This window comes from Catenulispora sp. EB89 (assembly GCF_041261445.1).
Taxonomy (GTDB): Bacteria; Actinomycetota; Actinomycetes; order Streptomycetales; family Catenulisporaceae; genus Catenulispora.
The window spans coordinates 76,870-90,852 of record NZ_JBGCCU010000003.1 but is presented as its reverse complement, the minus strand read 5'-3'; the positions used below and the strand labels follow the sequence as shown (position 1 = coordinate 90,852).

The window sequence follows — 13,983 nt, the reverse complement described above, 5'->3', positions numbered from 1 at the left end:
CCAGCCTAGCGTCAGGGTACTGATGACGTCCGGCGTTCCGCGATGCCCGTCGAGGTCTGTCGACGACCCCGCCGCCGAATGCCGAGGGCATACATGGGTAAATGCTGTTGTGAACCCAAAGCCTGTGACGTCCCCGCGATCATCCACGAGCACTGCGACCAGCGCGTCGACCGCTCGTGCCGCCCGGAGAAGGACCTGGCTTCTGGCCGCCTCGGCCGCCGCGTTGATGGTCTGGTGCGCCGGGTGCGGCAGCCAACTCCGGGCCGGTGGCGGCACCTCAAGCAGCACCTCCGGCAGCGCACCCACCACCGCGGCGCACGGCGGCGCCACCGCGCCGCTGGCCCGGACCCGGCTGGCGCCCGGGACCGTCACCATGCCCGCCGCCGGCATGCACTGCCACATGAGCGGCACGACCCCGACGACGTACCGGCCCGACCCCGCGTGCACCCCCGGCACGGTCGAGGACTCGGTCACGCAGAACAACATCGGCTCGACCATCTGCGTCACCGGTTACACGACCAAGATCCGGCCGCCGGCCTCAGCCACCGACAAGGTCAAGCGCGACATGTACAGCGCGTACGGCGTCCCGGACGGCACCCCGTCAGAACTCGACCACCTGGTGTCCCTCGAACTCGGCGGCAGCAACGACCCGAGGAACCTGTGGATAGAGCCGGGCTCGCTCCCCAACCCGAAGGACACGGTCGAGAACGCCCTGCACAAGGCCGTCTGCGACCACAAGGTCACCCTGGCCGCCGCCCAAGAGGCCATAGCGACCAACTGGACCACGGCGCTCGCCGTCACCGGGGCCGGCAAATAGCTCGCCACGCTCCGCGCGCCGCGCCGCGACCACCCACTCCGCCGCCCTCCGTACAATCGCCCCATGCCCGCCACCAGCGGCCCGCCCACCGATCAGGCCCCGCCCGCGCCACCGCCCGCCACGCCCCCGAAGCGTGGACGCCCCGCGCAGCTGAGTCGCGACCTCATCGTCGCGGCGGCGTTGGAGTCGAACCTCGACACGCTCACGGTTCGTGAGCTCGCCGCGCGGCTCGGGGTCCGCCATGGGGCGCTCTATCGCTGGGTGCCGAGCCACCAGGCGATCGCCGACCTGGTCAGCGAGGTCATCGTCGAGCGCGTGCTGCCCGCCGACGCGCCGCGCCCTCGGCAGTGGCGGCAGTGGCTGCGGCGGCTCGCGTGGTCGATGCACGACGAGTTCCTCGCCGTCCCCGGCTACGCCTCGCGCATCGCGCGGCCGCACCAGCACAGCCCGGCGCCCTTCGCGCGGATGCGCGAGCAGGTGACCGCCGCGTTCGCGGCCGCCGGGGCCTCTGCCGAGATGGCCGAGCAGAGCTGGTACATCTTCGTCACCTCGATCGTCAGCTGGCTCGCCACCACCGAGAACTCCCTCGACCTCGGCGAGGCGGCGCCCAGGTTCGACCTCTTCCTCGACGCCCTGCTGCGCGGGCTGCCCGCGCGGGAACCGGCAGAGCCGAGGCCGTGAGCGCCTAAGGCGGAAAGCCCTGATGGGCTGGCGCGCGGACTCAAACCGCGCGCCAGCCCATCCCTCTTCCAGCGCCGGATCAGCCGCCGAAGGTCATCCCGATGTTGTCGACGTACCCGTCATCGCCAGTCCCGGCCTGCCGTGTGTAGTTCACGGTGAACGTCACGCTGCTGGTCCCCACCGGCACCGTCCCCGTCGCCGTCTCCTGCAGCAGCTCGGTCTGGTTGCCGCGCTGCGCCGCCGTCACCGGCGCGAGCGTCGCGGTACCCAGCGAGGCACCCGAGGCATTGAGGAACGTCGCGACCACCCCCGCGTTGTCACCCTGCGTGGAGTAGCCACCGATCCACGCCGACAGGTTGTACGGCAGCGTCCCGGTGGCAATCCGCGACGCCTGCCCGCTGACGCTCACCGTCTGCGACATCGAAGCCGTCGCCGTGCTCCCACCATCGAAGAACGCCTGCCCACCGCTACCAGTCGGCTGCGGTCCCTCGGCAGCGGTCGGGAAGCCGCCAGACGCGCCGTAGCAAACCTGCTGCGGCTTGTTCTTCAGCGTCCAGCCCTGAGCCGGCGTCCCAGTCCCGATCGAGCTCTGGCAGGAACCCGTCTCAGCACCCGGATTCACGATCGGCACGCTGTACGCGTTCGGGTTGGCGGCAACGGCCCAGCTGAAGCTGGTCCGCCCCGAGGCACCGGTGCCGTCAGTGACGGTCACCGCCACAGTCCCGGTCCCGGCCGTAGTAGGAGTCCCACTGACAACCCCAGTCGAAGCGTTCAACGAGAGCCCCGCCGGCAGCCCAGAAGCCGCGTAACCCAACGTCTGCCCGCCAGCCGAGTCGCTGGCCTGGATCTGCAGCGGACTGATCGCCGTACCAGCAGTCGAGCTCTGCGCGCCCGGATCGGTCACGCTGACCGTGTTCCCCGGAGCGCCGTTGGCGAAGACCTCGTTGTAAGGCGTCGCCCACTTGTCGTTGTTCGTCATCGACGCCGTCAGACCGAGCGCCCCCTCAATCACCCGCGCTGTGCTGTAGTGGTCGTACCGGGTCGCGTCCTGGTACCCGGCCTTCACCGTGCCCTGCGACCCGATGACGATCGTCGCCACCTGGTTGCTCTGCCCCGGTCCGAACCCGCCGGGCGAGTTGGCCCCGTCCTCGTCCCAGGTCAGGATCAGCAGCGACTTCTGCTGCGTCCACGCCGGCGAGGTGAAGATCGTCGGCAGGTTCTGGCTCAGCCACGTGTCGCCGGACGCGATCCCGCATCCTTCCATGTCGTAGCACGAGTCCGCGTCGGCCCAGACGAAGTTCGGCGTGGTCGAGGCCGAGGCCAGGTCCGTGTTCATCAGCTGCGGCAGCGGCTGCCAGTGCGCCTGGCAGTAGGCGCTGTCGCTCTGCATCTTCGGGTCGTAGTAGAACGGCACGTCGTCGCTCTCGTAGTTGCCCGAGTTCGACGTCTGACAGTTGCTGGTCTGCGACTGGACGTACTGCTTCCAGGTCTTCCCGGCCCCGTCGATGTAGTAGTCGAGCCCGTTGTTCGTCGCGGCGCAGGCCGCATCGGTGATGCAGTCCGCGCCCGGCGTGCTGTGGTTGCTGCGGCCGAAGGAGTTGCCGAACGCGATCGCCTCGTAGTTCGGGTCGGAGCTGTGCGTGTTGGCGTGGTAGTTCGTGAGCAGCGAGCCCATCGGGACCAGCGTGTTGTTGATGTACGGCGCGGCCGAGTTGCCGATGATGCCCGCCCCGCCGTCGACCGTGTTGGAGGACGCCGAGTAGTTGTTGTTCTCCATCATCACGACGAACACGTGGTCGTAGCCCGGAACCGTGGACGCCGGGACGCTCAGCGTCGGGGCGCTCGCGGCGGTGTCCAGGCTCAGCGCCAGGTCGTCGGCCATACCGTCGTTCTGCGTGCCGGTCATGGTGAAGTCGACCGTGGTGGTGATCGAGCGGGTGCCGACCGGCACCGAGGCGGTGGCGGACTTGGTGACGAACGACGTCGTGCTGTTGCGGTCGGCGGCGAGCACCGGGCCGATCGAGGACGTGCCCAGGCCGGCGCCCGAGGCGTCCCGGTACGTGATGGTGACCTGCGCCGCGTCGTTGTAGGCGGCCACGCCGCCGAGGCGGGCGGAAAGCGTCGAGTGCACTCCGCCGGCGTCGATCGCGGTCGCGGCGCTGGAGACGTCAGTGGTCTGCGTCATCTCCGAGGAGCCGCGCGAGCCGCCCTGGAAGTAGGCGGTGCCGTCCGCGCCCGGCGTGGTGGTGTTCGCGCCGTTGGTGGAGTTGTAGCAGTTGATGACCGGGTCGCCGGAGGCGAGGGTCCAGCCGGGGACGGTGGTCTCCTCCCAACCGCCGGGGCTGCACTGCGAGGTCTCGGCGCCGCCGTTGAGCAGCAGGTTCGTGCCAGCCGGGGAGGAGGCCGACGCGGCGGCGGGCGCCGCGGCACCCGCCACTCCGGCGAGCGCACTCGCGGCGGCGACGGCCAGCACGGCCGCCGAGGTTCGGAACAGAGGTCTGGATCGGGGCATGACGAACTTCCTCGTCGTCGAAGACAGGGGTGGGGAAGGACAGTCTGCGCAGACTGGAGTGAGCGGCTCACCGCACATCGAAGACGCGGTGCGGCGCCGGGACAAGGTGTTGCGCGAAGAGTTCACAAAGACGGCGGCTATCGCTGTCATAGCCCATATCGATGGGCTATAGCCGCAGCTCACGAGCCCTGATAGCGAGCGACGGCGGCCACGCGCCGCCGAAGGTGAACATCAGGTGGACAGCCGCGCGACCGAGAACAGGCCACCGGCGCGCGCGGCAATGGCCGGTGTATGCCTACTGCGCCACGCGCTCGCGAATCTAAGTCACATTACGGAAGCCGCCCCGAAACCCCTCCTCCTAGTGTCCATCGCATGCCACACCGATCCACTGTGTGAGGAGTCCCATGAGTACAGAAATGTCCCGCCGCAAGGTGCTGGCCGCCGGAGCGGTGCTGGCTGGGTCGGCGGCGCTGGTCGCCAGTCAGGAAGGAACGGCGTCCGCCACGGCCCCGGCCGCCACCACGAAGGGGAACCCGAAGGTGAAGCCCACGATCGTCCTGGTGCACGGCGGTTACGCCGACTCGTCCTGCTGGAACGCCACCATCGCGGAGCTCCAGCACCGGGGCTACACCACGATCTGCGGGGCGAACCCGCTGCGCGGCATCCCCACCGACGCCCCCTACATCGCGAGCCTGCTGGACTCGATCACCGGCCCGGTCGTGCTGGTCGCGCACTCCATGGGCGGCACGGTCATCACCAACGCCGCCGCCGGGAAGGCGAACGTCAAGGCGCTGGTCTACATCTCGGCGTTCGTGCCCGACGTCGGCGAGACGCAGGGCGACCTGATCAACAAGTTCCCCGGCAGCGAGGTCCTGCCGGTGAGCGTGCCGGTGCCGTACACGAAGGCCGACGGCACCACCGGCACCGACCTGTATCTGAGCAAGGACGGCCAGGCCGCCTTCGCCGCCGACATCCCGACCGAGACCTTCCGGGTGCTCCAGGCCACGCAGCGGCCGTTCGACGCCGCCTCGTTTACCTACCCGACCACCGCCGCGGCCTGGAAGACGATCCCGGTCTGGGGCCTGGTCGCCGGCCGGGACAAGGCGATCCCGCCGGCGTGCGAGCGCTGGATGTACACCCGCGCCAACGCCCGCAAGATCGTCGAGGTGCCGACCTCGTCCCATGTCGCGATGCTCAGCCACCCGAGGATCGTCGCCGACCTCATCAAGGACGCCGCCGAGGCCGTCAGCTGACGCGCTTGCCGCGCACGCGCCCCGGTCCGCTTCTGCGGCCCGGGGCGTTCACAGTTCGTAGGCCCCGAGGTCGGCGTCGGCCAAAGCGGTGAGGAAGTCCCGCTGCTGCGGACGTTCCCAGTCGCCCCACTCCTCCGCGGCGATCAGCGACCAGACGCACCACTCCAGCAGCATGTACCGAAGCGCGACCGGCCACAGCCGCCGCTCATCGGGCGTGAGTTCCACATGCTGCACGTACGCGTCGCGGAAGACAGCCCACTCCTTCACGTCGAACAACCGGGACGGCGCGCCCTCGGCCTCGTTGTGGAACAGCAGGACGGCCAGCGCCAGATCCAGGATCCGCGCGGCCGTCTCGGCGTTGTCCGGGTCGATGAGGATGGGGCCGTCCGGGGTGTAGACGAGGTTGTTGGCCCGGAAATCCATGCTCGCCACGACGACCGGCAGCCCGGCGTCGCGGATCGGCGGCAGCGTCTCGGCCATGAAGTCCTGGAGCCACGACGACAGCCGCGGCAACACGTGGTCCAGCAGCTCCGGGGCGTGGCGCTTGAAGACCGCGGTGAGTCCTTCGACGTCCTCGTCGACCGAGGCCTGATCGTGGTCCGGCCACGTGAACCGCGGGATCTCCTCCGGTCCGCCGGCCGCGGCGTGCATCCGGCCGAGCAGGTCGCCGGCGAGCGCGATGTGCTCGGCGGAGCCGTCGTAGGGCGTGCCGGATATCCAGGGGTAGGCGACCCAGCAGCGGTCGCCGACCGCCGCCGGGTTGTTCGGAACCGGCAGCGGCTGGACCACGCGGACTCCCCGCCGGGACAGCTCGCCGAGCCAGCTCGCCAGCGCGTCGGCGGCGCCGATCGGTCTGCGCGTCCGCTTCACCGCCGCCTGACGGCCGCCGACCACGGTGCGGAATACCGGCGAGTACACATAACAGGACCTGTCCGGTATGTCAGCGGCCTGAATGCCGAACCGGTCGAAGACCTCCGTGTAGGCATCGCTGGATTCGCCCTCTGTTTCCATCTTCGATTCCCTTCACTCCGCCTTGGATCAATACTAAGATATAGTCATGGAACTGCGGTGGCGTGCCTTGCGAACGTCCGATCTCCACTCCTGGTCGCATCTTCTGGAGAGCATCGAAGAAGTCGACCGCCGGGGCGAGAACTTCGGGCTGGAAGACCTCGCCGTCCAACTCGCCGCGTGCACCGGCCCGGATTCGTCCGGGGACTCCTTCGCCGCGTTCCACGCCGACCGCCTGGTGGCCTACGGCGTGATCCGGCCGCGCGGCGGACACGGCAGTCGCGGCGGTCACGGCGGCGAGCACGCGGTGGTGGACGGCGGCGTAGCTCCCGACCTGCGCCGACAAGGTCTGGGTCGGGCGGTGGTGGGCTGGTTCGAGCAATGGGCGGCGGCACGCGCCGCCGCTGCGGGGCACAGCGTCACGCTGCACAGCCGGGTCAGTGACCGCAACCCCGCGCACGCTTTGACGGTCCTGGAGCGGGGATTCGAGCCGGAATGCTGGTTCACCGATCTGGAACGCGACTTGCCCGCGGACATATCGCAGGATCCGATATCGCGGAATCCGAAATCGAGCCACGCGGTATCGCGGGACTCGGTGTGGACGGGGAAAATCATTTCCTACTCGAGCGATCTCGCCGAGCCGGCGCGCGTGGTCTGGAATGACGCTTTCTCCTCGTCGCCCGGAAACCCGCAGCACACCGCGGATTCCTGGCATCGGGCCACATCCGCCCCTTCTTTCCGTCCGGAATCCTCGTTCCTCGCCCGGGACGCCTCCGGGGCCGTGGTGGGCGTCCTGCTCGCCGACCACTACCCGACCGACACCGAACGTACAGGCGTCCGCGAGGCCTGGATCACCGGCGTCGGCTCCCGGCGCTCGGCACGCGGCACCGGAGTCGTCGACGCCCTGCTCACGCACGCCGGTCGTGCCCACGCCGAACAGGGCTACCAGCGCGCCGCGCTCAGCGTCCGGTCCGACGACCCGGCTCCGCAGCTCGACGTCTACGAACAGGCGGGTTTCCGGCGGGCCCACGTGTGGGCGGGCTATGCGCGCACCTTCTCAGCAAGCTGATCCCCTCCTTCCTCCACCGCATCGGCCGGGTCCGCGTACTTGGCCAGATCGATCTGCGGCACGTCCGGGTAGGCGGCCCGCAAGGACCGGAAGTCGGGGAACCGCGCCATCTCCCGCAGCAACTCGACGGTACCGGCCAGAGACGGCCCGGACCTGGCTCCCATCGCGATCTTGAACAAGCCCTTGCGGTCCTTGAGCCGCGGCAGGATCGTCTCGCACCGGTGCCCGCGGAACCCGAAGCTCGATCCCCAGTCCAGCAGCAGGCCGCGCCGCAAGGCCTCGTGCCGGACCACCGCCAGCAGCAGCCCGTGGTGCGCGATCTCGTCCTCGGCCAGCCGGCACACCACGAACGGCGCGTGCTTCGGCGTCCCGGCCGGCACGTCCGGCAGCGACGGATGTCCCACCGCGCTGAACAGCCCCGCCTCGGACTCCAGCTCGGCGGCCAGGCACTGGTTGGCCAGGAACACCTGCCCGGCGTGCCGGGCGGTCAGCGCGGGATCCAGGACGATCGGCACGTCCAGCGCGGCGGCCGCGTCCACCGGCACCGACGTCCCGGTCACCGCACGGCTCATCCGCAGATGGCCCGCGAACTGTTCGGCGCTCGGCGTGCCGGCGTCCTCGTCGACGCTGTGGACCGTCACCAGCCCGAGGTTTCCGAGCTCCAGTCCCTGCTGGTCCAGTTTGAGCCCGGAGCGCAGCTCGACGACCAGCAGCGGGTCGCCGTCGCGCAGCGCCTCCAGGACCTTGCGCGAGGGCCAGGTGAACGAGCTGAGCGTGGTGTCGAACACCACGCAGCGCGGCCGACCCGCGCCCCGTGCGCGCCACCGGGAAAGGACGTCCCGCAGGTCTACCGCGTCCAGGTCCCAGTTGTACCGGACGGGTTCCACGAACAGCAGGTCATAAGCACCCTGCGACACGGCCTTGCCGAGATCGGTCAGGCGCTCCCAGCCGAACAGCGGCGAACTCCTGAACTCGAAGACCATGTCGGTCTCGAAGTAGCTCGCCCACACCCCTGCGCGCACGGGATGGCCGACGTCCGCGGGGACCATCCGCAGATAGCAGTTGAGGACCGCGCTGATGGCCGCCGTGCCGCTGCCGAACACGACATGCTCGCTGTGCCAGCCGTCCGTGGCGTTCGCGGTGCCGGTGGCGTTCGGCGCGTCCGGAGCGGAGCGGCCGAGGCGTTCCTCCAGCCATGCGGGATCCGCGCTGCGTTCGTAGCTGTATTTCATGGTTCTGCCAGAGGGCAGCACGGTCGGACGCTCATGCGTGGGGGAGCGGAAGTAGGGATCGATGCTGCTGTGTGCTCGCGCGAGCAACGCGCGTCGTAGCTGCTGCGAAACCGAATCCAGGCGCCGTTCCAGATCCAGCGATCCCGGCTCGGGATGGTCGGACAGCCGTGCCAGGTCCTCGACCAGCCGGTCCAGGGCGGGATCGGGTTCGGCAGCGGCTTTCGCGCACCGTTCGACGAGATCGAGCAGGATCTCCCGCTCGATCCGGTTCCCGTTCACGGCCTCGGCCGTGCGCTCGTACCAGGCCGGCTCGCTCATCCCCGTTCTCCCTTGTCGGACGCGGTCGCGGCGTCGAGGACGCGCAGGATCAGGTCCGCCGCCGTCAGTGTCGAGGTCTCCCGGTCGCCGGGAATGAGTTCGACGAAGTCCATGCCGATCAGGCGCCGGTGGCCGGCCAGGTGCTCCAGGAGCGTGACGAGCTCGGCGTGGCCGAACCCGCCGGGCAGCGGTGTGCCGGTGTCGGGCAGCGCGGAGGGATCCAGGCCGTCGGCGTCGATCGTCAGGTAGTACGGGATGTCCTCGGGCAGCTCGGCCAGGACCGAGTCCGGATCGGTCAGCACGGCCGTGCGTCCCGGCCAGACGCGGACGTGCTCCGGCCGCTCGATCTCGTGCTCGGTGAGCTGGCGGACGCCGAACTGCGCGAGCACGCCGAGTCTGGCGTCCCCGACCACCCAGCTCATGAAGTTGCCGTGGTGGCAGTCGCGGCGCCAGTCGTCGGTGCGCGGGGCGGCGAAGTCGGAGTGCGCGTCGACGTGCAGCACCCCGATCCGGCCGTGCACGTCCAGCGCCGCGGTGATCAGCGGCAGGCTGATCGAGTGGTCGCCGCCGAGCGTCAGCACGAACCGTCCGGCCTGGAACGCCGAGCGCGCCAGGCGGTGCAGGCCCTCCAGGGAGTCACCGTTGCGGGTGTGCACCGGCTGGGAGATGTTCGCCAGGTCGGCGATCCGGACGCCGTCGAGGACGGCCCGGCCGCGCAGCGGGTCGTGCAGTCCGCGCGGCCGTTCGCCGGCGTCGCAGCGGTACTGGAACAGGGCCGTGCTGATCTGCCGCAGCTCGTCCGGCGCGAAGCGGGAGCCGGGACGGTGGGTGGAGCCGACGTCGTAGGGCATGCCGATGACCACCACGTCCGTCGTGTCCCCGGTCAGCGCCGTCGGTGCGTCCAGCACCGGGGCGCCGAATAGGCCGGTGCCGGTGGCCGCCGGAGCCGGCGCGGGCGCCGCCGCGGCGGCGGTGCGGTAGCCGACGAGCAGCCCCGCCTCCTCCAGCGCGGTCACCGCGTTCCGCGCGGATTCGCGCGCGGCGCCGGGCACCGCGGCGACCACCACGTCTACGGACGACGGCATCGCGAACCGGGCGGCCAGCTCGGCCAGGGCGTTGCCGAGCCTGATCTCGTGCCCGCTCTCGGGGTTCCAGAACACCTGGCCGTCATCGCGGCCGCCGGTCCGGATGTAGCCCGGCGCGACGACGAGGACGCGGCGGGAGTCCGTCGGCTGATCCGTGGTCATGCGAACGGTGCTGCTTCCAGGCGCCGCAGTTCGCCGCCGACGTCCTCGAACGCGAACTCCGTCGGGGCCGGGATCCGGTTGAACCGCCGCGAGTTCGTCATGGTGTAGGCGCCGGCCGCGGTGATCACGAGCCGGTCGCCCGGACGGCAGCGCGGGAACGTCAGCGGCGCCAGCTCGCCGTGGATGCCGGTGGCGAAGAAGTCGTTCTCGTACAACGTGTTCCCGGCGATCAGGCCCGGCTCCACGACGCCGCCGTCGGCCGCGGGGTCGGCGGCCAGGACCGTCGGCTTGTGCCAGGGCGCCAGGTTCCAGGCGGAGGAGTCGACGGTCACCACCCGCGTCCCGTAGTGCGGATGATGCCCGGTGACCGACCGGACTTCGGTGAACAGGTAGCCGTGCGCGGCCAGGATCGCGCCGCCGGGCTCGAACCGGAGCGCGATCGCGCGGCCGTGCCGAGCCTGCCAGGCCTGGACCATCTCGGCGACGCGCGCGAACGCGGCCCGGGCCCGGCCGCGGTGGGTGTAGAGGTGGAAGAAGCCGCCGCCGAGATCGATGGTGTGGACGCCGGGGAACCGCGCCGCGACCTTCAGGGTGTAGTCGGTCTTGTAGACCAGGGCCTCGGGCGACATCTGACCGGTGTGCAGGTGCAGCCGGGTCAGGGTCAGGCCGTGGCGGCGCAGCGCGTCGTGCACGGCCGGATCGGTGATGGAGACGCCGAACCGGCTGTTGACGCCGAAGGTGGTGTTGGTCTGCAACGCCTCGGGGAGCGGGACGCGGACGCGCAGGCCGATCTCTGTACCCGGATATTCGGACCCGTAGATGTCGAGCTGATCCGCAGAGTCCAGATCCACGACCACTCCGGCGGCGCGGAACGCGCCGAAGTCGGCCGGGCCGAACGCCGGACCGGTGGTCGTGATCTCGCCGAACCCGGCTTCTTGCGCCAACGCCAGCTCGCCGACACTGGCCACGTCGCCACCGAGTCCGAGCGCGGCCAGGCGGCGCAGCACGTCCGGGGTGTGGCAGGCCTTGACCGCCATGTTCAGCTGCGCACCGGGGACGACGCCGATGTCCTCGCGCATCCGCCGGACCGAGGCGACGATGCCCGGGTAGTCGTACACCAGCGCCGGGGTCCCCACCCGCAGCGCCTGGTTGAAGAGCGCGGTCGGCGGGTCGGACACCAGCGGCTCGACCGCGGCCGGCGGGGCGGACGGCTGGGTGTTGGGTGCGGGCTGTGCCGTGGGCGCGGCGGCGCGGGAGCGTGCGGTCGACGGCTCGGGCGTGGCCGGCGGGGTGGATGGCTGGGTGTTGGGCGCGGGTCGTGCCGTGGGCGCGCCGGTGCTGGAGCGTGCGGTCAGCGGCTCGGGCGTGGCCGGCGGGGTGGATGGCTGGGTGTTGGGCGCGGGCTGTGCCGTGGGCGCGGCGGTGCTGGAGCGTGCGGTCGGCTGCTCGGGCGTGGCGGTCGGGCTGGCTGCTGTCGGCGAGCCGGGCGCGGCGGTGCCGGCCGGCGTGGCGACCCCGGCGACCGTCGTGGCCGTCGTGCTCGGCGTACTCGGTGTGCTCGGTGTGCTCGGCGTGCCGGTCGGCGCATCGGCGGCGACGTGGGTGGACATGAATCCCTCCGGGCGATCAGGACCGCTTGCGCGGCGGTCGGGCGGAAATGGTCACCAGCGTGTACCGCACCGCGGACCGGACCGGGTCGACCCAGTGCCAGGCCGCCGGGTCGTGGTGCACCAGCGTCCCGGCCCGGTCGGCGACGAAGGCCATCGATCCGTCGCCGGCCTGGACCACCAGGCCGTCGGCCGCCGAGTCGCTGAGCATGTAAAGACCCTGCTGAAGCTTGTCGCGGTGCGGGAGGATGTAGTCCCCGCGGTCGTAGCGGTTGATCTGGAAGTAGAAGCGGCTCAGGTCCGAGTCCTCGTCCGCCAGGCCGGCGAGGATCGCCCGGCGCAGCTCCACCGGCATCGCGGTGGCCTGAAGGACGTGGTACCGGTCGTCGTCCTCGTACTCGGAGTCGCGGTACGGGTTCAGCGGATCGTGATCGCCCCGGTTTTCCAGCGCCGCCGCCGACGGATAGTCCTCGAACAGCCGCCGGTGGCGTTCAGCGATCTCGATGATCTCCGCGCAGTTCGGCACGACATCCGGTACCACGATCAGCTCGTCCACAGCTCGTCCCCTCCGATCGCCAACGTGTGCCGGACGCCGCCGCGCACCGGGCTGGTCCAGCACCACCACTCCGGCTGGAGCCGCAGCGCCACCCCGCAGCGGTCGAACGTCCTGGTGAAGCGCTCGCCGTCCCAGTGCGTGAGGGCGTCGAGGTCGGAGTCGTCCAGGGCGCACAGCACCGTCCAGCCGCCCTCCGTGCCGACGGCCTCGTCGCGGAACCGGTGCGCGGGGGTGTAGTCGCCGGGCTCATAGCGACGGAGTACCGCGCGCGTCGCCGGGCCCGGCAGCGCCGACTCGTCGAGCATCTCCTTCAGGGTGCTGATCAGGCCGCCGGGCGCGCCGCCCAGGTCCACGACCGCGCACCGGCTGCCGACGCCCTCCAGAACCTCGGTCCCGGCATCGTCGGCGGCACCGAAGTCCCACAGCCAGGCCTCGGCCAGCGCCCGCACCGCCGCCGGGTCTCTGAGCAGCATCTCAGTCATCTTCATCATCTTCCGCGCACGACCTCCTCGTGAGGCGGCTCCATACCGTGCAGAGACCGCGCCATGCTTGTCACGTAGGCGCCGGCCGCGTTCAGCACCAGCCGGTCTCCCACTCGGACCTCGCCGGCGGCCAGATCCGGGACCAGTACGTCTTCCTCGTAACAGCTGTTGCCGACCAGCGCGTAGCGCCGCGGCGGCGCGCCCCGGTCCGGGATCTGGGCGACCAGCCGGGGCCGGGTCCAGCTCAGCAGGTTCCATCCGGAGGCGTCGGCGGTGACGGCGGGGACCCCGCCGGGATGGGCGTCGACTCCCCGGGCCGTCACCACGAGGTAGCCGGCCAAGGCGGTCAGCAGCATCCCGGGCTCGACGATCAGCTTCAGCCGTCGTCCGGTCGTCTCGGCGAACTCGCTCAGCGCCGCCGCGACCGCTGCCCAGGCCCGCCGCGCCTCGGCCGGGTCGGCGTACAGACCGGCCAGGCCGCCGCCGATGTTGAGGACTGAGACGTCGGGGAACGTAGCCGTGCAGCACTGAAGGAGCGCGGTCATCAGGCCCCGGGCCCGTCGCGCTGTCATCACCTCGCCGGCATGTGCGTGCAGCCGGGTCACCGTCAGCCGATGCTGCTTCAGAAGCGCGTGCAACTCCGGATCCGCGGCATCGACGCCGAAGCGGCTCCACGCCACTCCGGTGCCCGCGCGCTCCACCGGAGCCACCGGAACCCTGATCCGCAGGCCGATCTCCCCGTCCGCCGGCAGTCCGCCGGCCGCGATCCAGCCCTCCAGCTGCGATCGGCTGCTGACGTCGACGGGGACGTCCAGGCCGCTCAGCCGGCGCAGCGCCGCCGCGTCGAAACCGGGCGAGGTCGCGGTGATCGGCGTCATCCCGGCCTCGACGGCTGCTTCGTACTCCCGGAGCCCGGCCACGTCCGCGCCGACTCCGAGGCCCGCCAGATGCCGCAGCACCGGCGGGAACCGGTTCGCCTTCACGGCGAACAGGATCGCGGCGTCGGGGATGGCGCCCAGGTCCGCCCGCAGCCCAGCCACGGCCTCGGTGACCAGGTCCAGGTCGTACACGACCGCCGGGCTCGGGACCCGGATGGCGGCGCGCAGCACGGCACCGCTCGGGCTGCCGGAAAGGTTCATGCGGTGATCCCCGTCGCGTGCGGGGATGGCCGGCGGCCGCGGTGCGGCCGGCCGGCCATCCC

13 protein-coding genes are annotated in these 13,983 nt (G+C 71.0%); 5 read left to right on the top strand and 8 right to left on the bottom strand.

Annotated elements, in window-relative coordinates; translation table 11 throughout:
• Positions 1 to 124: 124 nt before the first annotated feature.
• Both ABH920_RS07315 and ABH920_RS07310 read left to right on the top strand, forming a co-directional pair.
• A complete protein-coding gene (locus ABH920_RS07315; RefSeq protein WP_370348094.1) occupies positions 125 to 817 on the top strand; it encodes a hypothetical protein in 693 nt (230 codons plus the stop codon).
• Between the two features lie 63 nt (positions 818 to 880).
• The gene (locus ABH920_RS07310) at positions 881 to 1,498 is read left to right on the top strand and encodes a TetR/AcrR family transcriptional regulator (RefSeq protein ID WP_370348093.1); all 618 of its coding nucleotides are present in this window, start codon (positions 881 to 883) and stop codon (positions 1,496 to 1,498) included.
• A 79-nt stretch (positions 1,499 to 1,577) separates the two neighbouring features.
• On the opposite strand, the gene ABH920_RS07305 is transcribed toward ABH920_RS07310, so the two are convergent.
• Positions 1,578 to 4,010, bottom strand: coding sequence for a putative Ig domain-containing protein (locus ABH920_RS07305; RefSeq protein ID WP_370348092.1), 2,433 nt, complete (start codon positions 4,008 to 4,010; stop codon positions 1,578 to 1,580).
• On the opposite strand from ABH920_RS07305, the gene ABH920_RS07300 reads away from it, so the two are divergent.
• Together ABH920_RS07300 and ABH920_RS07295 are read left to right on the top strand one after the other, a co-directional pair.
• Positions 4,009 to 4,182, top strand: coding sequence for a hypothetical protein (locus tag ABH920_RS07300; RefSeq protein WP_370348091.1), 174 nt, complete (start codon positions 4,009 to 4,011; stop codon positions 4,180 to 4,182). The two genes, ABH920_RS07305 and ABH920_RS07300, sit on opposite strands and share 2 nt — an antisense overlap.
• A gap of 232 nt (positions 4,183 to 4,414) precedes the next feature.
• Entirely contained in the window at positions 4,415 to 5,263 is an 849-nt protein-coding gene (locus ABH920_RS07295; RefSeq protein ID WP_370348090.1) for an alpha/beta fold hydrolase, read from the top strand.
• A gap of 48 nt (positions 5,264 to 5,311) precedes the next feature.
• Here the strand turns inward: ABH920_RS07295 and ABH920_RS07290 are convergent, their stop codons facing one another.
• Positions 5,312 to 6,274 carry a phosphotransferase enzyme family protein gene (locus tag ABH920_RS07290; protein ID WP_370348089.1) on the bottom strand — a complete coding sequence of 321 codons (963 nt, stop codon included), beginning with the start codon at positions 6,272 to 6,274 and terminating at the stop codon, positions 5,312 to 5,314.
• A 46-nt stretch (positions 6,275 to 6,320) separates the two neighbouring features.
• On the opposite strand from ABH920_RS07290, the gene ABH920_RS07285 reads away from it, so the two are divergent.
• Positions 6,321 to 7,340, top strand: a complete 1,020-nt coding sequence (locus ABH920_RS07285; protein ID WP_370348087.1) for a GNAT family N-acetyltransferase — start codon at positions 6,321 to 6,323, stop codon at positions 7,338 to 7,340.
• Here the strand turns inward: ABH920_RS07285 and ABH920_RS07280 are convergent.
• From ABH920_RS07280 to ABH920_RS07255, 6 genes are read right to left on the bottom strand one after another with little or no spacing between them, the layout of a single operon-like run.
• The gene (locus tag ABH920_RS07280) at positions 7,313 to 8,890 is read right to left on the bottom strand and encodes a hypothetical protein (RefSeq protein ID WP_370348086.1); all 1,578 of its coding nucleotides are present in this window, start codon (positions 8,888 to 8,890) and stop codon (positions 7,313 to 7,315) included. The two genes, ABH920_RS07285 and ABH920_RS07280, sit on opposite strands and share 28 nt — an antisense overlap.
• A complete protein-coding gene (locus ABH920_RS07275) occupies positions 8,887 to 10,137 on the bottom strand; it encodes an arginase family protein (protein ID WP_370348085.1) in 1,251 nt (416 codons plus the stop codon). The genes ABH920_RS07280 and ABH920_RS07275 overlap by 4 nt, the downstream gene beginning before the upstream one ends.
• Complete coding sequence (locus tag ABH920_RS07270; protein WP_370348083.1) at positions 10,134 to 11,747, bottom strand: hypothetical protein; 1,614 nt, start codon at positions 11,745 to 11,747, stop codon at positions 10,134 to 10,136. Before ABH920_RS07270 ends, ABH920_RS07275 begins: the two co-directional genes overlap by 4 nt.
• A gap of 16 nt (positions 11,748 to 11,763) precedes the next feature.
• The gene (locus ABH920_RS07265) at positions 11,764 to 12,300 is read right to left on the bottom strand and encodes a 2OG-Fe(II) oxygenase family protein (RefSeq protein ID WP_370348082.1); all 537 of its coding nucleotides are present in this window, start codon (positions 12,298 to 12,300) and stop codon (positions 11,764 to 11,766) included.
• Positions 12,288 to 12,782 carry a hypothetical protein gene (locus ABH920_RS07260; RefSeq protein ID WP_370348081.1) on the bottom strand — a complete coding sequence of 165 codons (495 nt, stop codon included), beginning with the start codon at positions 12,780 to 12,782 and terminating at the stop codon, positions 12,288 to 12,290. The genes ABH920_RS07265 and ABH920_RS07260 overlap by 13 nt, the downstream gene beginning before the upstream one ends.
• 5 nt (positions 12,783 to 12,787) lie before the next feature.
• Entirely contained in the window at positions 12,788 to 13,921 is a 1,134-nt protein-coding gene (locus ABH920_RS07255) for a hypothetical protein (protein ID WP_370348080.1), read from the bottom strand.
• Between the last annotated feature and the right edge of the window lie 62 nt (positions 13,922 to 13,983).